Genomic DNA, 22,052 nt, shown 5'->3' on the forward strand with positions numbered 1-22,052 from the left:
CCCCAAGACTTACAACCCTGAGAGGGATTGACGCATAGTGCTCGACGTCAACTTCTTCGATGAGCTCCGGATCGGTCTGGCCACCGCTGACGACATCCGTCAGTGGAGCCACGGCGAGGTCAAGAAGCCCGAGACCATCAACTACCGCACCCTCAAGCCCGAAAAGGACGGACTCTTCTGCGAGAAGATCTTCGGTCCGACCCGGGACTGGGAGTGCTACTGCGGCAAGTACAAGCGTGTCCGGTTCAAGGGCATCATCTGTGAGCGCTGCGGCGTCGAGGTGACTCGCGCCAAGGTGCGCCGTGAGCGGATGGGCCACATCGAACTGGCCGCTCCCGTCACGCACATCTGGTACTTCAAGGGTGTCCCGTCGCGTCTGGGCTACCTGCTGGACCTGGCTCCCAAGGACCTCGAGAAGGTCATCTACTTCGCGGCGTACATGATCACGTACGTCGACGAGGAGCGCCGTACCCGCGACCTGCCCTCCCTGGAGGCGCATGTCTCCGTGGAGCGTCAGCAGGTCGAGAACCGGCGTGACGCCGACCTCGAGGCCCGTGCCAAGAAGCTCGAGTCCGACCTGGCCGAGCTCGAGGCCGAGGGCGCCAAGGCCGACGTGCGCCGCAAGGTGCGCGAGGGTGCCGAGCGTGAGATGAAGCAGCTGCGCGACCGTGCGCAGCGCGAGATCGACCGCCTCGACGAGGTGTGGACCCGGTTCAAGAACCTCAAGGTCCAGGACCTCGAGGGCGACGAGCTGCTCTACCGCGAGCTGCGTGACCGCTTCGGCACGTACTTCGACGGCTCGATGGGTGCCGCGGCGCTGCAGAAGCGCCTGGAGTCCTTCGACCTCGAGGAGGAGGCCGAGCGCCTCCGCGAGATCATCCGCACCGGCAAGGGCCAGAAGAAGACCCGCGCCCTGAAGCGGCTGAAGGTCGTGTCTGCCTTCCTGCAGACCTCCAACAGCCCCAAGGGCATGGTCCTCGACTGCGTCCCGGTCATCCCGCCGGACCTTCGCCCGATGGTGCAGCTGGACGGTGGCCGCTTCGCGACCTCCGACCTGAACGACCTGTACCGCCGTGTGATCAACCGCAACAACCGACTGAAGCGCCTTCTCGACCTCGGTGCGCCCGAGATCATCGTGAACAACGAGAAGCGCATGCTCCAGGAGGCCGTCGACGCACTGTTCGACAACGGTCGTCGTGGTCGCCCGGTCACCGGTCCCGGTAACCGCCCGCTGAAGTCCCTCAGCGACATGCTGAAGGGCAAGCAGGGTCGATTCCGTCAGAACCTGCTCGGCAAGCGTGTGGACTACTCCGCGCGTTCCGTGATCGTCGTCGGTCCGCAGCTGAAGCTGCACCAGTGCGGTCTGCCGAAGGCGATGGCGCTGGAGCTCTTCAAGCCGTTCGTGATGAAGCGCCTGGTGGACCTGAACCACGCGCAGAACATCAAGAGCGCCAAGCGCATGGTGGAGCGCGGCCGCACGGTCGTGTACGACGTCCTCGAAGAGGTCATCGCCGAGCACCCGGTTCTGCTGAACCGTGCTCCCACCCTGCACCGCCTCGGCATCCAGGCCTTCGAGCCGCAGCTGGTCGAGGGCAAGGCCATCCAGATCCACCCGCTCGTCTGCACCGCGTTCAACGCGGACTTCGACGGTGACCAGATGGCCGTGCACCTGCCGCTGTCCGCGGAGGCGCAGGCCGAGGCCCGCATCCTGATGCTGTCCTCGAACAACATCCTCAAGCCCGCGGACGGCCGTCCGGTGACGATGCCGACCCAGGACATGGTCCTCGGTCTGTTCTTCCTCACCACCGACGGCGAGCTGCGTGACGTCAAGGGCGAGGGCCGGTCCTTCGGCTCCACGGCCGAGGCGATCATGGCGTTCGACGCCAGCGAGCTCGCGCTGCAGTCGGCGATCGACATCCGCTTCCCGGTGGGCACCATCCCGCCGCGCGGCTGGACCCCGCCGGCCCGCGAAGAGGGCGAGCCGGAGTGGCAGCAGGGTGACACCTTCCGCCTGCGGACGACCCTGGGCCGCGCGCTCTTCAACGAGCTGCTGCCCGAGGACTACCCGTTCGTCGACTACTCGGTGGGCAAGAAGCAGCTCTCCGAGATCGTCAACGACCTGGCCGAGCGCTACCCCAAGGTCATCGTGGCGGCGACGCTCGACAACCTGAAGGCGGCCGGCTTCTACTGGGCGACCCGTTCCGGTGTCACCGTGGCCATCTCCGACGTCGTCGTTCCCGAGGCGAAGAAGGAGATCGTCAAGGGCTACGAGGCGCAGGACGAGAAGGTCCAGAAGCAGTACGAGCGCGGTCTGATCACCAAGGAAGAGCGCACGCAGGAGCTCATCGCGATCTGGACCAAGGCGACCAACGAGGTCGCCGAGGCGATGAACGAGAACTTCCCCAAGACCAACCCCATCTTCATGATGGTTGACTCGGGTGCCCGAGGAAACATGATGCAGATGCGGCAGATCGCCGGTATGCGCGGTCTGGTGTCGAACGCGAAGAACGAGACCATCCCGCGTCCGATCAAGGCGTCCTTCCGTGAGGGCCTGTCCGTGCTGGAGTACTTCATCTCCACGCACGGTGCCCGTAAGGGTCTGGCGGACACCGCCCTGCGTACCGCCGACTCGGGTTACCTGACCCGTCGTCTGGTGGACGTCTCGCAGGACGTCATCATCCGCGAGGAGGACTGCGGCACCGAGCGCGGTCTGAAGCTGCGGATCGCCAACCGCGGCGCCGACGGTGTGCTGCGCAAGGCGGACGACGTCGAGACCAGCGTCTACGCCCGCATGCTCGCCGAGGACGTCGTCATCGACGGCAAGGTGATCGCGCCGGCCAACGTGGACCTGGGCGACGTGCTCATCGACCAGCTGGTGCACCACGGTGTCGAGGAGGTCAAGACCCGTTCGATCCTGACCTGCGAGTCCCAGGTCGGCACCTGTGCCTTCTGCTACGGCCGCTCGCTGGCCACCGGCAAGCTGGTCGACATCGGTGAGGCGGTCGGCATCATCGCCGCCCAGTCCATCGGTGAGCCCGGTACCCAGCTGACGATGCGTACCTTCCACACCGGTGGTGTGGCCGGTGACGACATCACCCAGGGTCTGCCCCGTGTCGTCGAGCTCTTCGAAGCTCGTACGCCGAAGGGTGTCGCCCCGATCTCCGAGGCCAACGGCCGCGTCCGGATCGAGGAGACCGAGAAGACCAAGAAGATCGTCGTCACCCCGGACGACGGCAGCGACGAGACGGCGTTCCCGATCTCGAAGCGTGCCCGTCTTCTGGTCAGCGAGGGCGAGCACGTCGAGGTGGGCCAGAAGCTCACCGTGGGTGCCACCAACCCGCACGACGTGCTGCGCATCCTGGGCCAGCGTGCCGTCCAGGTCCACCTGGTCGGCGAGGTCCAGAAGGTCTACAACTCGCAGGGTGTGTCGATCCACGACAAGCACATCGAGATCATCATCCGGCAGATGCTCCGCCGTGTGACGATCATCGAGTCCGGCGACGCCGAGCTGCTGCCCGGCGAGCTGGTCGAGCGCTCGAAGTTCGAGGTCGAGAACCGTCGCGTGGTCCAGGAAGGCGGCCACCCGGCCTCCGGCCGTCCGCAGCTGATGGGTATCACCAAGGCCTCGCTGGCGACCGAGTCGTGGCTGTCGGCGGCGTCCTTCCAGGAGACGACCAGGGTCCTCACGGACGCGGCGATCAACGCCAAGTCCGACTCCCTGATCGGCCTCAAGGAGAACGTCATCATCGGTAAGCTCATCCCGGCCGGTACGGGCCTGTCCCGCTACCGCAACATCCGGGTCGAGCCGACCGAGGAGGCCAAGGCCGCGATGTACTCGGCCGTCGGCTACGACGACATCGACTACTCGCCGTTCGGCACCGGCTCCGGCCAGGCCGTTCCGCTGGAGGACTACGACTACGGTCCGTACAACCAGTAAGCGAGCAGCTTGAGTTGAAGGGCGGTCACCCCGTTGCGGGGTGACCGCCCTTCGGCGTGTGCGGGTGTCGTCCGTCAGTACGGCGGTTGCTGGAGATACGGCTGCAGATGGTGCAGCCGCGTGTAGTGGTCCGGGTGCGAGGAGAGCAGCTTGCTGAGCGCGCTCTCCTCCAGCTGCACACCGCCGTTCGCCGCCGTGAGGGCGGCCTCGGCGTGCTGCTCCTGCTGGTGCAGCTTGTCGAGTACGGCGGCCAGCATCGGGGCGAAGCCCAGCGCGGCCGCGTGCTCGTCGGCCCGCAGCTCGGAGCGCCGGCCGACGGCGGCCAGCGCGTACGGCATGGCCAGGACGAGCAGGGGCAGACCGTACAGCGAGCTGATGGTCGCCAGGGCGATGCTGCCGATAACCAGCACGATGAAGCCGATGCCGAAGCAGCCGAACGAGCGCGACACCTTGAACACGAAGCCGGAGAACGCCTTCAGGACGCGCCAGGCGATCCGGCCGGGCAGCGCGTACCAGTAGCCGAGGAGCCCGGACCAGGCGTGGCCGCCGACGTGATGGCCCAGCTCGTGCGCCATGACGGCGGCGAGTTCGCCGTTGGGCAGTTGGTTCATGGCGAAGCGGGTGACGCCGACGATGTGGCCGGCCGCGGCGACCGCGTTCAGGCTGTCGCTGTCCTCCACCCACAGCTCGTAGTTGCGGGCGTCTATGCCGGCGCGGGCCGTGACCTCGCGCCAGACCGGTTCGAGTTTGGCTCGTTCTTGTGGCGTGGGGTAGCGCAGACGGAGCAGATGGCGCGCGACGGCGCTTTCCGTGGGGCGGTGGAACACGAGTGCGCCGCTGGCGAGCCAGGCCAGCACCACGACGATGCCGAAGCCGCCGAAGAGCAGCGAGACGAGACCGACGACGAACAGGCTGCACAGGAAGTTCGGCAGGTGGAGCAGCAGGCTGCTGACGGCGGTGGCGTCGGTGCGGCGCTGGTCGCGGCGGATGTGGACGCGGCCGTGGTCGGTGCTGATGTGGTGCGGGTGGGCGGTGGGATCGGGGGGCGTGGGCGGCGCGGAGGGCGCGGGAGGCGGGGTCCTGGGGTACTGCGGGGCCTGGGCGGCCTGCGGGTACTGGGGCGGCGCGGAAGGTGCGGGAGGTGTCTGAGCGGGGTACTGCGGTGCCTGCGGATACTGGGGAGGCTGGGCCGACTGCGGGTACTGCGGCGGCACCGACGGTTGGGGCGGCTGCGTCGGGTACTGGGGATACTCCGGTGGCTGCTGGGTCATGGCGGTTCCTAGTGGTTGCTTCAGTCGGGGACGTCGGTGCGGCGGCTCAGCCGAGCAGCAGGGACGCGGGCAGCAGGACCGTGCCGACGCAGAAGGCGATCAGGCCGGCACGGATCCACTGGTGCTTGCGGGCGGCGAGGCGGCTCGCCTCGGTGAGGGCCACGGTCAGACCGGCCAGGGGGTTCTGTTCCGTGTCGGCGAGCGCGGACTCCAAGTGGCCCTGCTGTACGGCCTGTCGGATGTCGCCGAAGTAGGTCAGGGGCTGTCCCGGGACCCACGCCGCGGAGCGGAAGCGCGGGAGTACGGCCAGCAGCATGGCGAAGAGAGAGACGGTGAGGGACAGCGTCCCGGACCACCACAGCGCGGTGCCCGCGGTGGACAGCGCCGACGGGGTCCAGCCCCGTCCGGCGAGCAGTCCGCTGAACACGCCGGCCGTCATGCCGAGCGCGGCGACCAGTACGGAGGCCTTGCTGTCGGCGCGCGCGATCTCGGTGCGCAGATCGGTGAGGAGACGCTCGCAGAGCCGTATGCGTTCGGCGGAGGCGGAGGCGGCGGGCGCGCATGCGGGCGACGGGTCGGTGGTGGTCATGTGCCGCTTGTCTCCGGGGAGTTGTCCGTGTCGGCCGGGTCGTCCTGGGGAGCCTGGTCGGGCGGCGGCGCCTGCGTGGGCAGGGTCGGGGTGCTGCCGTAGCCGGGCGGGGGCTGCCAGGCAGGGGTCTGCGGCGGGGTGGCCGGCGGGGCGGGGACGCCGGGGTACGGGCCGGAGAGCGGGGGCGGTGGGGTGTACGGCGCGGGCGGCTGCCAGGGCGGGGTGCCGGGGGCGGCCGCGGCGGGGGGTGCCTGAGGGCTCGGAGGTGCAGGGGTCTGCGGGGTCTGCGGGGGAGGTGTCTCAGCTCCCGGCATCACCTGGGGCGGAGGCTGGTTGCCCGGCGGGTGATCGTTCGGTGCGCCGGGGTAGGCCGGTCCATCGCCCTGCGGTGCGATGAGCGGCGGGGTCTGCGGGACCCCCGGCAGGCGCTGGTTGAGGATGTCGCTGACCGTGCGCAGGGCGAGCTGCTTGGGACCCTCCAGCTCGTAGCTCTCGGCCGTGTCGCCGCTGAGGAGTTGGCTCACCAGGTCCATCTGGGCCTGGATCATGCGGAGTTGGTCCTCGCGCATGCTGGTCATGACCAGGCGGGAGTCCTCGGGGTGCTGGGCGAGGTGGAGGGCCCAGGCGTGGACGCCGCCCTGCTGCAGATGCCACTGGTAGAACTTGATCTTCTCGGCCTCGATGGCCTGCAGCTCGATCATCTGCTGCCCCTGCTGCAGGGCGAGTTGGTGCTGCTGCCCGCTCGCCAGCATCGCCTGCTCGTGCTGCCAGCGCTGCTGCTGGAGGATCAGCTCCTGCTGCTGACGGCCGTAGTCCGTGGCCCGTCCGATCTGGAGCTGGTCCTGCTGCCTGTTGCGGCGGTCCACCTCGACGTCGATCTTCATGCCCTGCTCGGCCGCCCGGATCTGCTCGGCGGCGGAGTGGTCGATGGCCTGGAGCCGGCGCTGGTGGTCGATGTTCTCCTGGTCGCGCCGCAGTCGCAGCGTCCAGGTCACCTGCAGTCCCGCGGGCGCCCCGAGCGGCCCCAGCACGGTGACCGCCTGCAGCAGTTCGCGCTCGGCGTCCGCGCTGTCGGGGATGGCGAAGCGCCGGGTCACCGGCCGGGCCGCCTGCTGCAGTTCGCCCAGGACCAGCGCCGGCACGTCCCGGTGCCCGCTGGCCACGAACCGGGCCGGGTCGAGGACCTGCCAGGACAGGTCGACGGCTGCCGTGAACTCGAACGCGTCGTTGTCGCTGGGCAGGGCGAGCTCCGCGGAGAACGGGTGCACGCCCATGTCCACCTCGTACACGGCCGTGTACCGCTTCGCCGCGATCTCGCTGCGCGTGGGCCGCCGGGGCGGCAGATACGGGTCGTAGCCGCCCTTCGGGGTGGAGAAGACCAGGGCGTGGTCGATGCGGACCAGCGACTTGAGGTTGAAGTCGAAGCGGCCCAGCTGGCGCACGGTGAGCACCGGGTCGACCAGTTGGGTGTGCCGGTCCGCCTGCTGCTGCCACTCGGGCGGGCGGTTGAAAGCGGGCATGGTGCGTTTCTCCTCGGGGATGTGCAGGTCAGCGGGGCGGGAGGACCGCCAGCAGGCGGGCCGCGACGTCGGGCGGGGGTTTGCCGTCCTCGCCCGGCATCGTCCGCAGCAGATGGCTCAGCCGGTCGTGCTCGGCGGGCGTGGTGACGAGCCGCGGCAGCAGCGCGGCCAGCGCCCACTCGGTGGCCGTGGCCCGGTCGGCGATCAGCACCCAGTCGCGCAGCACGTCGAGTGCGTGCCGGGTGGAGCGGGGGTCGGCCAGGGCCGCCCGCCACAGCGCGGGAATGGTGTGCGCGGGCTCGCCGTCCTCGTGGGCGGTGCGGGCGTACCAGTCGAGGACCAGCGGGTTGCCGTACCGCTCGCCGTCCTGTGTGCGGTGGCAGGCGTTCACGAAGCCGCCGAGCGCCAGGTCGTGCACGGCGCGGTCGTCGTCGAGGTGCTCGCGCAGTTCGGCCAGGACCCGGTCGCCGGCGGGGGAGAGCAGCAACAGCTCGACGGCTTCGGCGAGTTCGCCCGCCATCTCGCCGTCGAGGTCGTCGGGATCGGCCTCGTACAGCCTGCGGACCGCTTTGCGCAGCGCGGCGAGCGCCTGCTCCGGCCGCTCCGGCCCGATCAGCCCGTACGCCCGTACGGCCACCCAGCACAGCCGCGGGTCGTCGCCCTCGCACCAGCCGTCGAGGATGCGCGGGACGTAGGGCGTGCCGATGAGATGGGCGAGGGTGAGCGCGTTGACCGCGACCAGCCGGTGCCGGAACCGCTTCGAGGTGCCCCAGGGCTCGATGACCAGCGCCATCGCCGAGGGCAGATCGGTGCGGGCGAGGACCGCGACGGTGGACGCGGCGCGGGTACGGACCAGCGGGCGGCCGTCGTCGGCGAGGCGGCGCAGCCAGGCGATCAGCGCGGGCCGGGCGGACGGATGGCCGAGCCACACCTCGCGCAGCAGCACCAGGGAGACCCGCTCGTCGAGGAACCTGGCCTTCCGCTGGGGCACCGGCCCCCACTCGGTGTGCTCGTCCTCCTCGAACTTCTCCGCGCGGGCCAGCTGGAGGCGCTTGCCGATGTGCGTGCCGAAGACGGGGACCTCGGGGACGAGGGACCGGTTCCAGGTCTCCTGGAGGAGGCGGTACAGCAGGTCGCTGACCTCGGCGGTGAGGGCGTACGGGCCGCCGTCGAAGGCGGCGAGGGCCACCAGGAACGCCTTGTCCCGCAGATGGATCGAGGCCTCGTCCTCCTCGAACCACTCCTGGACCTGGCTCTCCAGCGACACGAGCGAGAACTGCGCCACCGTGTCCGCACCCGCCTCCCCGGCCGCGTACCGGGCGAGCTGCTGCGCGAAGGCGGCGACCTCGCGCAGCTGGTGACTGCGGCCCAGGAACTCGGTGACATCTGGGAGTTCGAGCAGCTTGGCGGCGGTCTCGGCGTCGGTGCGGGTGCTCAGGTGGGCGGCGAGGACGTCGGCGGCGGCGGGCGGGCGCCAGGCGACGGTGAACGGCACGTCCTCCAGTACGGCGGTGGGGTCGACCGTGATGATCAGGTAGCCGTGCTCGCCGAGCCGGTCGCGGGCGGCGAGCAGATGCGGTTCGCGCAGCGGGCGGTCGCGCCGGGTGGCCAGGTCGCACAGGACGTATCCGCGGGACGGGTCCTCGTCGGTCTCCGTCGCGGCGACCCGTTCGGCGAGAGCGCTCGGGCCGGTGTCGCGGTCCAGGGTGCGCACCGAGGAGACGCCGAGGCGGTGCAGAAGCATCAGCGCGGCCGTGCGCCGGCCGGTGAAGCGGGCACCGGACAGGATGAGGACGCGGTCGCGGCGCAGCCGGTCGAGGAGAGCGGCGACGACCTCCTCGTCGGCGACGAAGCGCTCGGCCAGCCGCTCCAGGGTGGCCCCGGGCACCTCGCCGGAGGCGGACGACGGCGCCGAGAACCCGGGTATCGAGAACTGGTAGACCTCCGTCTTGCTGCCCATGATCACGTCGCCGCTGACCTGGTTGCCGGTGACGTTGTTCTGGTCGCCGCCCACCGTGCCGCCGCCGAAGCGTGCCTGCGCGCCGAAGCTCATGCTCCGTGGGCTGTGGTCGACCAGGTCCCGGCGGGCCGCCCAGGCGTCCTGCGGCTGGTCGCGCTCCTCGGACTCGTCGTCCGTGCCCTCTCTTCGGGCCTCGTCGGCCGGGGCCGGGTCGGCCTGCGGCTGGTCCGGCGCGGGGCCGGCGCCGCCCGCCGGGGGCTGCTGCTCGGGCGTGCTCACGAGCCCTCACCCCGCCTGCGGCCACCACCGAAGTTGAAGTCCCCGGTGATCTGGTTGCCGGTGACGTTGTTCTGGTCGCCGCTCACCGTGCCGCCGCCGATGGTGACGTTGCCGTTGAAGACAGGGCCCGGCGCCGGGGCTCCCCGGTCCGGCGCCGGGCCGCCCTGCGGGGGGACCCGCGGCGTCGGGCGGTCCCCCGAACCGCCCGACGCCTCCCCCGCCCCCGTGTCACCGTGGTCCTCACTCGCCGCACCGGCCGGCACCGGGCCGTGCAGCCAGGCCCTCAGCGGGCCGTTCTTGCTGTCCACCGTCACCGCGTGGAACTCCGCCTTCGGGATCCCGGTGTGGTCGTGCCGTACGACCCCGGAGTACAGGGGGTCCGAGACGCACAGCGCGAAGTCGTCGGGGCGCTCGCGCAGTGCGGCGCGAAGCACGTGCGCATCCAGCAGCCGGCAGGCGTGGTTCAGGTCGGAGCCGACCCAGCCGTCGAGCTGGTCCACGGCCACCCAGCCGGTGGCGACGACCCCTCGCAGCCGGATCTGCGCGGAGCTGGACGCCATCCTGTTGACCGCCCGCAGCTGCGCCGGCACCTCCGTGAGCAGGCTGCGCAGCAACGCCGTGACCGATGCGCTCGCGTCGATGAGCTCCATCACCGAGTCCCCGCGGTCGGCCCGCAGCCGCAGTGTCTCGTCGATGCCGGCGCTCTCCAGCGCGCGGTCGGTGATGTCGTAGAGCATGCGCCGCAGATAGGCCTGCTCCACGTCGTCCCGGTCGCTGAACCTCTCGATGTCCAGCAACAGGATCGTGCGGCTCACGGGGTCGTTCATGGTCGCCTCTCCGAGGGGGTGTGCGGTGCAGGGCGCCAGAGTGGCGCCCGCGCGACCCGGGCGGTGAGGGCGGATGACGCAGTCGAACTGTGACCGTGTACACAGAAGGGCCGTCTGGGACAGGTACCGCCCCTGGGGGCTGTGCCTCCAGACCCCCCTTCGGCCTGAACGGCTTCGTCCTCAATCGCCGGACGGGCTGGATGGAGGCGCCGCCGCCGCGATCCGCCGCAGCACATCCGGCCGCCGTATCAACAGCGCCCGGCGCCCCGTCACCACCGCCTCCTTGTCGCGCAGCTCCCGCAGCAGCCGCTGCACCATCTCCCGGGACGCGCCCACCGAGCCCGCCAGCTCCTGCTTGCTCAGCGGTACGGCGAGTTCGATGCCCTCCTCCGTGCGGCGGCCGTGGGTGCGGGCCAGGTCCAGCAGGAGCACGGCGAAACGCTCCCGCACGCTCATCGACGCGAACTCCAGCCGGCGCCGGTCGGCCGCCCGGGTGCGGTCCGCGGTCAGGCCGAGGAGGGCGAAGGACACGGCGGGGGAGCGGCCCAGGAAGTCCTTGAAACGCTCGTGCTCCACGGCCACCGCCCGCACCGGCTCCAGCGCGGTCACCGTCGCCGACCGAGGCCGCCCCGTGAGCGCCGCGGACTCGCCGACGATGTCGCCGGGCCCGCGCAGCGCGAGCAGCGCCTCGTAGCCGTTGGCCGCCGCGGCCGTCACCTTGGTCCAGCCGTGCACCAGGAACAGGACGTGCGAGGAGGGCTCGTGCTGGTGGATGAGAACCATGCGCGCCGCGAAGTCCAGCTGCCGGCCGAGTGCCAGCAGCACCGAACGGTCCTCGCTCTCCAGCCGTGCCAGAAAGGGCACCCGGTCGTCCAGGCCCCCGTCGTCCGGTGAGTGCACCACCGCTCTCGTCACGCTCATCCCCCGATTCCCCTCGCAGCGGACGGATCAAGGTACTGAAAGCGCAAGACCGCCGGACCGGAAAGGGCGCGAACCAGCCAACGACGCGAAATGATCTGCGGCCGGTGCGGAGAGGGCACGGACCAGGGGGAGAGCGTGGGCGGGAGAGCGTTCCGCGACGCGGTCTGTGCCGGAAATGCCGGTTCGGCGCATCATGGAGGGACTCGGGGGTTCGGGGAGGTACTCGTGTCCAATCCGTCGTGGCAGCCCTGGCAGTCGGGGCAGGGGGACTCGCAGCAGGGGCATGACGTCCCGCAGTCGGACCAGGACGTACCCCCGCGGCCCTGGCAGCGGGCCCCGCAGCAGGGGCAGCACGGCCTCCCGCAGGCGTGGCAGGGTGCCTCGCCGCCGGCCCAGGGCTTCGGACAGACCTGGCAGGGGCACACCGCGCCGTCCATGCTCGCCTCCCACGCCGACCGTGAACGCGCCGTGGACGTGCTCCGGGCGGGGTACGGAGAGGGGCGGCTGGAGAAGGGGGAGTTCGACCGGAGGGTGGCACGGGCGTACGCGGCCCGCACGGTGGGGGAGCTGGCCCTCCTGGTCGCCGACCTGCCGCAGGGCCCCGTGCCGGTCGCTCAGGCCGCTCCGCCCGTGCCCGCGACCTTTCTCCCGGCCCCGCCGCCGACGAACGGCAAGGCGGTCGGCTCCATGGTCTGCGGGCTGCTCACGCTCTTCACCGCCGGTCTCACCGGTATCCCCGCGGTCATCCTCGGTCACTCCGCCCGCAGCGAAATGCAGCGCACCGGCGAGCGCGGTGAGGGCATGGCGATGACCGGGCTGGTCCTGGGCTGGCTGTCGGTCGCCGGATGGGCACTGATCATCACCATCCTCATCGCGGCTGGGTTGGCGTCCTCCGGCTGACCTGCGCGAACGCCCGGCGCCGAGGACCGCGGACGGTGGATTCGAAGATCGCGTACGGTACTGGGTCTTGACATGCACCGCACGCCGATGCGGGCGCGGCCCATTTGTTTTGACCACAGCGAATGAGGTAGGTACGCTCAGACCTTGTGCCTGGGGTGTGCCCTGGCTCTCGTGCGTGCCTTCAACCGCATAGCGAGCCGTCATTGGCCACCGTAATCTGCGCCCTTTTCGCCTCGCGGCGAGAGTCTGCCGGATTCGACACACCCGACCGCGTGGGTCGGCGACGTTCCAGGTTAGCTTCACCTATCGGCACACAGAAACCGGAGAAGTAGTGCCTACGATCCAGCAGCTGGTCCGTAAGGGCCGGCAGGACAAGGTCGAGAAGAACAAGACGCCCGCACTCGAGGGTTCCCCTCAGCGTCGTGGCGTCTGCACGCGTGTGTTCACGACCACCCCGAAGAAGCCGAACTCGGCCCTGCGTAAGGTCGCGCGTGTGCGTCTGACCAGCGGGATCGAGGTCACGGCCTACATTCCGGGTGAGGGACACAACCTGCAGGAGCACTCCATCGTGCTCGTGCGCGGCGGCCGTGTGAAGGACCTGCCGGGTGTTCGCTACAAGATCATCCGTGGCTCCCTCGACACCCAGGGTGTCAAGAACCGCAAGCAGGCCCGTTCCCGCTACGGCGCCAAGAAGGAGAAGTAGAAATGCCTCGTAAGGGCCCCGCCCCGAAGCGCCCGGTCATCATCGACCCGGTCTACGGTTCTCCTCTGGTCACGTCGCTCATCAACAAGGTGCTGCTGAACGGCAAGCGCTCCACCGCCGAGCGCATCGTCTACGGCGCCATGGAGGGCCTGCGCGAGAAGACCGGCAACGACCCGGTCATCACGCTCAAGCGCGCTCTCGAGAACATCAAGCCGACCCTCGAGGTCAAGTCCCGCCGTGTCGGTGGCGCCACCTACCAGGTGCCGGTCGAGGTCAAGCCCGGCCGCGCCAACACCCTGGCGCTGCGCTGGCTGGTCGGTTACTCCCGCGCCCGTCGCGAGAAGACCATGACCGAGCGTCTGCTCAACGAGCTTCTCGACGCTTCGAACGGCCTCGGTGCGGCCGTCAAGAAGCGCGAGGACACGCACAAGATGGCCGAGTCCAACAAGGCCTTCGCGCACTACCGCTGGTAGTCGCTACCCACATCGAGACCGAGAGAAGACTGAAGCCTTATGGCTACCACTTCACTTGACCTGGCCAAGGTCCGCAACATTGGGATCATGGCCCACATCGACGCGGGCAAGACGACCACCACCGAGCGGATCCTGTTCTACACCGGTGTGTCTTACAAGATCGGTGAGGTCCACGACGGCGCTGCCACCATGGACTGGATGGAGCAGGAGCAGGAGCGTGGCATCACGATCACCTCTGCTGCCACCACCTGTCACTGGCCGCTGGAAGACGTCGACCACACCATCAACATCATCGACACGCCGGGCCACGTCGACTTCACCGTCGAGGTGGAGCGTTCCCTGCGTGTGCTCGACGGTGCCGTGACGGTGTTCGACGGCGTCGCCGGCGTTGAGCCCCAGTCCGAGACGGTGTGGCGTCAGGCGGACCGCTACGGCGTTCCGCGTATCTGCTTCGTCAACAAGCTCGACCGGACCGGTGCCGAGTTCCACCGCTGCGTCGACATGATCTCTGACCGCCTCGGCGCTCAGCCGATCGTGATGCAGCTGCCGATCGGTGCCGAGGCCGACTTCAAGGGCGTCGTCGACCTGGTCACGATGAAGGCGTTCGTGTGGTCCGCCGAGGCCACCAAGGGCGAGATGTACGACATCGTCGACATCCCGGCCACGCACGTCGAGGCTGCCGAGGAGTACCGCGGCAAGCTGGTCGAGACCGTCGCCGAGAACGACGAAGAGATCATGGAGCTGTACCTGGAGGGCGAAGAGCCTTCCGTGGAGCAGCTGTACGCCGCGATCCGTCGTATCACCATCGCGTCCGGCAAGTCCAAGGACACCACGGTCACCCCGGTGTTCTGCGGCACCGCGTTCAAGAACAAGGGCGTCCAGCCCCTGCTCGACGCGGTCGTGCGCTACCTCCCCTCCCCCCTGGACGTCGAGGCCATCGAGGGCCACGACGTCAAGGACCCGGAGACGGTCGTCAAGCGCAAGCCGTCCGAGGACGAGCCCCTGTCCGCGCTGGCGTTCAAGATCATGAGCGACCCGCACCTCGGCAAGCTCACCTTCGTCCGGGTCTACTCGGGCCGCCTGGAGTCCGGCACCTCGGTGCTGAACTCCGTCAAGGGCAAGAAGGAGCGCATCGGCAAGATCTACCGCATGCACGCGAACAAGCGTGAGGAGATCGAGGCGGTGGGCGCCGGCGACATCATCGCCGTCATGGGTCTGAAGCAGACCACGACCGGTGAGACGCTGTGCGACGACAAGCAGCCGGTGATCCTGGAGTCCATGGACTTCCCGGCGCCGGTCATCCAGGTCGCCATCGAGCCCAAGTCGAAGGGCGACCAGGAGAAGCTGGGCGTCGCGATCCAGCGCCTGGCCGAGGAGGACCCGTCCTTCCAGGTCCACTCGGACGAGGAGACCGGCCAGACCATCATCGGTGGTATGGGCGAGCTGCACCTCGAGGTGCTGGTCGACCGTATGCGCCGTGAGTTCAAGGTCGAGGCCAACGTCGGCAAGCCGCAGGTCGCATACCGCGAGACGATCCGCAAGGCCGTCGAGCGCGTGGACTACACCCACAAGAAGCAGACCGGTGGTACCGGTCAGTTCGCCAAGGTGCAGATCGCGATCGAGCCCATCGAGGGCGGCGACGCCTCGTACGAGTTCGTGAACAAGGTGACCGGTGGCCGCATCCCGAAGGAGTACATCCCTTCGGTGGACGCCGGTGCGCAGGAGGCCATGCAGTTCGGCATCCTCGCCGGCTACGAGATGACGGGCGTCCGCGTCACGCTCATCGACGGTGGCTACCACGAGGTCGACTCCTCCGAGCTCGCCTTCAAGATCGCCGGTTCGCAGGCCTTCAAGGAGGCCGCGCGCAAGGCCAGCCCCGTGCTGCTCGAGCCGATGATGGCCGTCGAGGTCACCACGCCCGAGGACTACATGGGTGAGGTCATCGGCGACATCAACTCCCGCCGTGGTCAGATCCAGGCCATGGAGGAGCGGGCCGGTGCCCGCGTCGTGAAGGGCCTCGTGCCCCTCTCGGAGATGTTCGGCTACGTCGGAGACCTCCGCAGCAAGACGTCGGGTCGCGCAAGCTACTCGATGCAGTTCGACTCCTACGCCGAGGTTCCGCGGAACGTCGCCGAGGAGATCATCGCGAAGGCCAAGGGCGAGTAACGCACCGCGTTATCGCACCGCGTTCACACGCCTTAGGCTTGACTCCGGAGCCTGCCGGGGCATTCACCCGCATTCGTCACCGTTTGCGAGTGGTGCCCCGGGGCCCGGGCACTAACAGCAAAGATCACCTGGCGCCGATGAAGTAAGGCGTACCAGAACCACTCCACAGGAGGACCCCAGTGGCGAAGGCGAAGTTCGAGCGGACTAAGCCGCACGTCAACATCGGCACCATCGGTCACATCGACCACGGTAAGACGACCCTCACGGCCGCCATTACCAAGGTGCTGCACGACGCGTACCCGGACCTGAACGAGGCCTCGGCGTTCGACCAGATCGACAAGGCTCCCGAGGAGCGCCAGCGCGGTATCACCATCTCCATCGCGCACGTCGAGTACCAGACGGAGACGCGTCACTACGCGCACGTCGACTGCCCGGGTCACGCTGACTACATCAAGAACATGATCACCGGTGCTGCCCAGATGGACGGCGCCATCCTCGTGGTCGCCGCCACCGACGGCCCGATGCCGCAGACCAAGGAGCACGTGCTCCTGGCCCGCCAGGTCGGCGTTCCGTACATCGTCGTCGCCCTGAACAAGGCCGACATGGTGGACGACGAGGAGATCCTGGAGCTCGTCGAGCTCGAGGTCCGCGAGCTGCTCTCCGAGTACGAGTTCCCGGGCGACGACCTGCCGGTCGTCAAGGTCTCGGCGCTCAAGGCCCTTGAGGGCGACAAGGAGTGGGGCCAGTCCGTCCTCGACCTGATGAAGGCCGTCGACGAGAACATCCCGCAGCCCGAGCGTGACGTCGACAAGCCGTTCCTGATGCCGATCGAGGACGTCTTCACGATCACCGGTCGTGGCACCGTCGTCACCGGTCGTATCGAGCGTGGTGTCCTGAAGGTCAACGAGACCGTCGACATCGTGGGCATCAAGCAGGAGAAGACCACCACCACGGTCACCGGCATCGAGATGTTCCGCAAGCTGCTCGACGAGGGCCAGGCCGGTGAGAACGTCGGTCTGCTGCTCCGCGGCATCAAGCGCGAGGACGTCGAGCGCGGCCAGGTCATCATCAAGCCCGGCTCGGTCACCCCGCACACGGAGTTCGAGGCCCAGGCGTACATCCTGTCCAAGGACGAGGGTGGCCGCCACACGCCGTTCTTCAACAACTACCGTCCGCAGTTCTACTTCCGTACGACGGACGTGACCGGCGTCGTGACCCTCCCCGAGGGCACCGAGATGGTCATGCCGGGTGACAACACCGAGATGAAGGTGGAGCTCATCCAGCCCGTCGCCATGGAAGAGGGCCTGAAGTTCGCCATCCGTGAGGGTGGCCGGACGGTCGGCGCCGGCCAGGTCACCAAGATCAACAAGTAAGTTTGTTGGTTTGACCTGGTAGCTCCAGCGCGAGCTCCTGAAGGGGCCCGTACGACTTCGGTCGTACGGGCCTTTTCGCTTGCCCTGCGCCGGCAGGGCCGACGGTCGCACGGTGAAGTCTCGGCGAACCTTGCGGGACAACTCGTCGAGGGTTGGACCAAATCCCCGTGGTCGATGCCCCGAATGTTCTCGTCTGTTCGCTGTGTGGCGGTTGTGACCCCCTAGCGTGAGTGGTCGGAGCAGGCAAGACAGGGGATGGTCGTTGATGTCCACGATGGTCGACCGGCCGACGCAGCAGCTGCGCACGGTGCAGGTACGCCGTCAGGCGGCCCCGCTCCGCCGCGAGCGTCCCCGTCTGTACGCCATCGACGGCATCCGTCTCGTCGCCGCCCTGATGGTGGCCGTGCACCACTACGCCGGCAGCTGGCGCGTCGACCAGCCGGCCAACGCCGTCTGGGACCGGCCGGTCTCCGACATCATGCCGACGGTCTTCCATTTCGCCGCCTACGGCTGGATCGGCGTCGAGATCTTCTTCGTGATCAGCGGCTTCGTGATCTGCATGTCCTGCTGGGGGCGCACCCCGCGGGAGTTCTTCGTCTCCCGGGTGATCCGCCTGTACCCGGCGTACTGGTTCGGGATCGCCTTCACCACCGCCGTGCTGGTGGTGGCGCCGGGGGTCTGGGACCGGCTGAAGCTGCGCGACGTTCTGCTCAACTTCACGATGCTGCAGGCGGGTTCGGGCGTGGCGAACGTCGACCGCGTCTACTGGACGCTCTGGTCGGAGCTGCGCTTCTATCTGCTCTTCATGGTCGTCGTCGCCACCGGGCTGACGTACCGCAAGGTCGTGATCTTCTGCTGTGTCTGGGGCGCGGCCGCGATGCTCGCCCCGGTGGCGGATTTCCACCTCCTGACGCTGGCCGCCAACCCGGAGGGTGCCTGGTTCTTCATCGCCGGCCTCGCCCTCTACCTCATGCACCGCTTCGGCCAGGACCTGCTGCTGTGGGGCATCCTCGCGATGGCGTGGCTGATGGGGCAGCGGCAGCTGGGCCTGAGGATCGACAACACCGAGCATGTCTCCGGATGGCGGGGCAGCATGGTGATCTACACCGTGTTCCTGCTCGTCATGGCCGCGATCGCGCTCGGTGCGACGGATCGCATTCGCTGGAAGTGGCTGGTCACTGCGGGCAGCCTGACGTATCCGCTGTACTTGATCCACTACGTGGCCGGTACGACGCTGATCGGGCAGCTCCGCGGCACGATGGATCCCCGGCTGCTGGTTGTCGTCGTGATCGCCGGGTTCCTGGTGGTGAGCTGGCTTGTTCACCGGCTGGTGGAACGGCCTGCGGCGCGGGTGCTGAAGCGGGGACTGGATACGTCGTTTGCGCGCCTGCGGCACGCGAGCGCTTAGCTTGCTCCCCCGGGAAGTGCCGCGATTGGTCGGCGATTGTCTACGGGTGCGTTGTGGCTGGTCGCGCCCACGCGTCGGAGCCGCATATCGATACAGCCCCGCGCCCCTGAGGGGGCTGCCGAGCCGTAACGCCCTTCGCGCACCTTGCTCAGCGCCCCAGTTCGCTCACCGCTCGGTCGAATGCCGAGTCCCTGTTCTTGGTGAACTCCTCCTTTGTGAAGACCGGTTCGGTGATCTGTGGTGGGATGCCCGTGCCGTCGAAGGTGTGGCCCGTGTGGGTCAGGAACTCCTCGTTGGGGAGCCAGGCGGCCATGCCGTCCGGGAGCTTGCGGGCCATGACGTCCGAGAAGACGCCCTGCGTGGGCTGCCCGATGCGCACCGTCCTGCCCGGGCGGTCCATGAGCGCCTGGGTGAACGTCTCGCCCGCGCTCACCGTGGAGCCGCCGGTCAGGACGGCGACGGGGCCGGTGTAGCGGGGCGCGTGCGCGGGGGTCACGGGTACGGGCTCGGGGCGCGTGTGCCGGGTCGGGTCGGCGGGGTCGTTGCGGGCGCGCTTGGCGTAGGCGATGTAGGGGCGGTCGGTGAGGCGCTCGGCGATGTGGATGCCGAGGGCGTCGGAGCCGCCGCCGTTGACGCGCAGGTCGATGATCAGGCCGGGCAGGCGCCGGGTGCACTCCGCGGTGAGGACGGTTTCGAGCGCCTTGTCGAGCTCGGCCAGGTTGGCGGCGTACGAGCCGTGGTCGGCGGTCGTGTACCCGCCGAAGCCGGAGATGCGCAGGTAGCCGGGGCCGCCGTCGGGCAGGTCGGCGTAGGTGATGCGGCCGGCGGCGAAGTCCCGTCGGTAGGGGGCGCCCTTGAGGTCGCGCCCGACGATGAACTTCTTGACCCTGGCGTCCAGCGTGTCCGAGGGAATCTCGGTGCCGGGGCGGCCCTGGGCGAAGACGCGTTCGCCGTCCTGTACGGCGACATGGGCGTCGTGGAGCGGGGCGACCATGCGGCTGAAGACGTCGAAGAGCTCCGAGCGGGTTGTGTCCTTGTGGACCAGCGGCCGGTAACGGTCGCGCACGGCATGCCAGTCGATGCCCTTGGCGGCGAAGAAGGGGTAGTTCTCCGCGAACGACTGCCAGAACACGTCGAAGGAGGTACGGGGGTCCGTGGGCGTCCGTAGGGTGCACTCCGCGGGCAGCGCCCCGATCCGCCGCAGCTGCCGGTGGCCCACGGAACTGTCCGCCGACAGCTGCGCGTGATCGCGGTCGTGACCGAGGCGCACGGTCAGCACGACGCCGTCCGCCGTGTACGTGCCCGGGCCCGTCTGCCGCGCCGAGTCGCCCTTGAGGCAGCTCACCGCGGTGGTCTGGTACTCCTGGTAGACCCCGTGGCCGAGGGCGAGGACGGTGCCGTAGCCGTCCATGCGCCACAGGCCGTCGGTACTGGATCTGCCGGCGTCGGCCACGGCGGCCGGTGCGGCTCCCGCCGCCAGGGTCAGGATGACGGTGGTGGCCGTGACGATGCGCACGAGCGGTCCTTCCGGTGGGTGCAAGGTGTGCAACCACCGTGGCCGGGGCGGCTTCCCCCGGACCATCCGGCAAGCCGGTGTATCGGGGTGGGGGAAGCCCCAGGGGATTCAGAAACCCCTGGTCACGGCGTGACCACCTTGCCGCCGAAGGTCACGGCGAGATGGCCGTCCGAGGCGAAGGACCAGCCGAGGGCGCCACTGTAGGAGGAGCAGCGGGAGCCGTTCGTGCCGCTGTAGAACTGGTTGGAGCTGTCGGCGTCACCGACGGTCTTGTCGTTCGAGCCGCTGACGTTGAAGCGGCACGAGGTGTTGGTGCGGAAGACCGACGTGCCCGCGTCGAACGAGAAGTTGCGCTGGGCGTTGTCGATGCCGACGTTGTTCGAGATCGTCATCGTGCCCGGGTTGCTGTTGTACGTGAACCCGTGATGGCCGTTGCCGTAGGCGATGTCGTGCCGGACCACATGATTGACCGCGATGTCGTCGCCGCCGAGCTTGTAGCCGTTGCGGTCGCCGTTCGCGTTCTGGGTGCCGTCGGTGAGGGTGCCGTTGCCGTAGGAGAGGGAGTACTCGATGGTCACCGGGCCGATGGCGCCCGTGTCGGTCTTGGTGTAGAGGTCCCAGCCGTCGTCGATGTTGTTGTGGGACACGTCGTAGCGGAAGACGTTTCCGGTGCCGGTGGTGAGCTTCGCCGCGAAGCCGTCCGCGTTCTCGCCGCCGGAGTCCTCGTTGTCGTGCGACTCCGAGCTCACGATCAGGTTGTTCGACGGCCACTGGCTGCTTGGGGTGCTGGAGGAGATCCGGCCCAGCTGCAGGCCCGTGTCGCGGTTGTACGCCGTCACCGTGCGCTCGATGACGTTGTTGCTGCCGCCGACGTAGATCCCGTTGTCGCCGGCGTGCTCGACGGTGAGGCCCTGGACGTGCCAGTAGTCGGCGTTCAGCTGGAGCCCGCGGTTCGACGAACTCTCGCTCTGCGCCGAGAAGTTGAGCACCGGGGTCTCGCCCGGGTAGGCGGCCAGGGTGGTGCGGGCGCTCGAGGTGCCGTTGCTGCCGGCCGGGATCGTGATCGTCGACGAGTAGTTGTACGTCCCGCCGCGCAGGTAGATGGTGCCGCCGGATGCGATGCGGCTGATCGCGGTGGCGAGCGTCGTCGGGGCGGACTGCGTGCCGGCCGCGCCGGCGGTGCCGCTCGGCGACACGTACTGCGTGGTGCTCGCGGCCTGCGCCGGGGTGCCGGACAGCGCGACCAGCGCGCCGGACAGCAGACTGACACACGCGATGACGGGTCTCACTTGCATGGTGGTGCCTCCGGGTTCGTCCGTGACCAGGGGTGCCGTGCAAGGGAAAGCGCTTTCCTCCGTACTCAACCGGGACCGTAAGCGCTTGCTATGGACGCGTCAATAGATAGGTGCTTGATTCTTATTCACGGACATGAACGCGAGTGAGGGTGTGTCAGGTGTGCGACTAGGGCGCGTGTTTGACCTGCGTCACTCCGGGGGTATTCTCTCCGGCTCGATTGGCCAGCCCCCTGCCCCGTATGGCAGACTGTCGGAGTTGCTCGGTCGAGTGTTGATGCTGCGCGCCTCCCGCCGGGAGGACCGGAAGCGAGTCCCACAGTACTCGTCGCCCTAACTGCCGTAAGGCAGCACTGGGGCGGACGTACGGGAATCTTCCGGGAAGTGTCAGTGCGGCACCGACCAGGCACCCGGTGGACTTCTCGTCCTCGGCTTGCGGTTCCGGAAGGGCCGTGTTTTCCCGGCAGGGATGTTCGAACAAGGGACATCTGTGTCAGTGAAAGCGCGACACGCCCGACCGCGTGGGTCGGAGGAGAAGGGTACGGAACCGCCGGGTTCCAGAGCTGTATAGAGACAGGACTACTGAGTAGCCATGGCGGGACAGAAGATCCGCATCCGGCTCAAGGCCTACGACCACGAGGTCATCGACTCCTCGGCGAAGAAGATCGTCGAGACGGTGACCCGCACTGGTGCGTCGGTCGCGGGCCCGGTGCCGCTGCCCACTGAGAAGAACGTGTACTGCGTCATCAAGTCGCCGCACAAGTACAAGGACTCGCGCGAGCACTTCGAGATGCGCACGCACAAGCGCCTGATCGACATCCTCGACCCGACGCCCAAGACCGTTGACTCTCTGATGCGACTCGACCTCCCGGCCGGTGTCGACATCGAGATCAAGCTCTGAGGGTCGGTGATCTGAG

16 protein-coding genes are annotated in these 22,052 nt (G+C 68.7%); 8 read left to right on the forward strand and 8 right to left on the reverse strand.

Going from position 1 to position 22,052, the window contains the following annotated elements; all coding sequences use genetic code 11:
- Nucleotides 1-37: 37 nt before the first annotated feature.
- Nucleotides 38-3,937 carry a DNA-directed RNA polymerase subunit beta' gene (locus ACFY10_RS38855; RefSeq protein ID WP_390670014.1) on the forward strand — a complete coding sequence of 1,300 codons (3,900 nt, stop codon included), beginning with the start codon at nucleotides 38-40 and terminating at the stop codon, nucleotides 3,935-3,937.
- A gap of 74 nt (nucleotides 3,938-4,011) precedes the next feature.
- On the opposite strand, the gene ACFY10_RS38860 is transcribed toward ACFY10_RS38855, so the two are convergent.
- The 6 genes from ACFY10_RS38860 to ACFY10_RS38885 all read right to left on the reverse strand — a co-directional run bounded on the left by ACFY10_RS38860 (nucleotide 4,012) and on the right by ACFY10_RS38885 (nucleotide 11,304).
- Nucleotides 4,012-5,208 (reverse strand): M48 family metalloprotease, encoded by a 1,197-nt coding sequence (locus ACFY10_RS38860; RefSeq protein WP_390670015.1) that lies wholly within the window; start codon nucleotides 5,206-5,208, stop codon nucleotides 4,012-4,014.
- A gap of 46 nt (nucleotides 5,209-5,254) precedes the next feature.
- Nucleotides 5,255-5,797 (reverse strand): Pycsar system effector family protein, encoded by a 543-nt coding sequence (locus ACFY10_RS38865; RefSeq protein WP_390670016.1) that lies wholly within the window; start codon nucleotides 5,795-5,797, stop codon nucleotides 5,255-5,257.
- Entirely contained in the window at nucleotides 5,794-7,317 is a 1,524-nt protein-coding gene (locus tag ACFY10_RS38870) for a hypothetical protein (RefSeq protein WP_390670017.1), read from the reverse strand. The genes ACFY10_RS38865 and ACFY10_RS38870 overlap by 4 nt, the downstream gene beginning before the upstream one ends.
- Nucleotides 7,318-7,345: 28 nt before the next feature.
- A complete protein-coding gene (locus ACFY10_RS38875; RefSeq protein ID WP_390670018.1) occupies nucleotides 7,346-9,556 on the reverse strand; it encodes a hypothetical protein in 2,211 nt (736 codons plus the stop codon).
- The gene (locus tag ACFY10_RS38880; RefSeq protein ID WP_390670019.1) at nucleotides 9,553-10,383 is read right to left on the reverse strand and encodes a hypothetical protein; all 831 of its coding nucleotides are present in this window, start codon (nucleotides 10,381-10,383) and stop codon (nucleotides 9,553-9,555) included. The genes ACFY10_RS38875 and ACFY10_RS38880 overlap by 4 nt, the downstream gene beginning before the upstream one ends.
- Nucleotides 10,384-10,563: 180 nt before the next feature.
- Nucleotides 10,564-11,304 (reverse strand): Crp/Fnr family transcriptional regulator, encoded by a 741-nt coding sequence (locus tag ACFY10_RS38885; RefSeq protein WP_390670020.1) that lies wholly within the window; start codon nucleotides 11,302-11,304, stop codon nucleotides 10,564-10,566.
- A 435-nt stretch (nucleotides 11,305-11,739) separates the two neighbouring features.
- Between ACFY10_RS38885 and ACFY10_RS38890 the strand changes: the two genes are divergently transcribed.
- From ACFY10_RS38890 to ACFY10_RS38915, 6 genes are all read left to right on the forward strand, one after another.
- Nucleotides 11,740-12,204, forward strand: coding sequence for a DUF1707 and DUF4190 domain-containing protein (locus ACFY10_RS38890; protein ID WP_390670035.1), 465 nt, complete (start codon nucleotides 11,740-11,742; stop codon nucleotides 12,202-12,204).
- A gap of 331 nt (nucleotides 12,205-12,535) precedes the next feature.
- On the forward strand, nucleotides 12,536-12,907 hold the full coding sequence (gene rpsL / locus ACFY10_RS38895) for a 30S ribosomal protein S12 (protein ID WP_003948652.1): 372 nt from the start codon (nucleotides 12,536-12,538) through the stop codon (nucleotides 12,905-12,907).
- A 2-nt stretch (nucleotides 12,908-12,909) separates the two neighbouring features.
- Nucleotides 12,910-13,380, forward strand: a complete 471-nt coding sequence (gene rpsG, locus ACFY10_RS38900) for a 30S ribosomal protein S7 (protein ID WP_003998848.1) — start codon at nucleotides 12,910-12,912, stop codon at nucleotides 13,378-13,380.
- 39 nt (nucleotides 13,381-13,419) lie between these two features.
- On the forward strand, nucleotides 13,420-15,546 hold the full coding sequence (gene fusA, locus ACFY10_RS38905; protein ID WP_390670021.1) for an elongation factor G: 2,127 nt from the start codon (nucleotides 13,420-13,422) through the stop codon (nucleotides 15,544-15,546).
- 179 nt (nucleotides 15,547-15,725) lie between these two features.
- On the forward strand, nucleotides 15,726-16,919 hold the full coding sequence (gene tuf, locus ACFY10_RS38910) for an elongation factor Tu (protein WP_093905285.1): 1,194 nt from the start codon (nucleotides 15,726-15,728) through the stop codon (nucleotides 16,917-16,919).
- A 265-nt stretch (nucleotides 16,920-17,184) separates the two neighbouring features.
- The gene (locus tag ACFY10_RS38915) at nucleotides 17,185-18,327 is read left to right on the forward strand and encodes an acyltransferase family protein (protein ID WP_390670022.1); all 1,143 of its coding nucleotides are present in this window, start codon (nucleotides 17,185-17,187) and stop codon (nucleotides 18,325-18,327) included.
- Nucleotides 18,328-18,475: 148 nt separating this feature from the next.
- Here ACFY10_RS38915 and ACFY10_RS38920 read toward each other — a convergent pair whose 3' ends face one another.
- Nucleotides 18,476-19,843, reverse strand: a complete 1,368-nt coding sequence (locus ACFY10_RS38920; protein WP_390670023.1) for a S41 family peptidase — start codon at nucleotides 19,841-19,843, stop codon at nucleotides 18,476-18,478.
- Between the two features lie 122 nt (nucleotides 19,844-19,965).
- A complete protein-coding gene (locus ACFY10_RS38925) occupies nucleotides 19,966-21,138 on the reverse strand; it encodes a right-handed parallel beta-helix repeat-containing protein (RefSeq protein WP_390670024.1) in 1,173 nt (390 codons plus the stop codon).
- Between the two features lie 589 nt (nucleotides 21,139-21,727).
- Between ACFY10_RS38925 and rpsJ the strand changes: the two genes are divergently transcribed.
- The gene (rpsJ, locus tag ACFY10_RS38930; RefSeq protein WP_003948644.1) at nucleotides 21,728-22,036 is read left to right on the forward strand and encodes a 30S ribosomal protein S10; all 309 of its coding nucleotides are present in this window, start codon (nucleotides 21,728-21,730) and stop codon (nucleotides 22,034-22,036) included.
- Nucleotides 22,037-22,052: the final 16 nt, after the last annotated feature.

It is taken from the genome of Streptomyces sp. NPDC001401, assembly GCF_042895385.1.
In the GTDB taxonomy this organism is placed as follows: Bacteria; Actinomycetota; Actinomycetes; order Streptomycetales; family Streptomycetaceae; genus Streptomyces.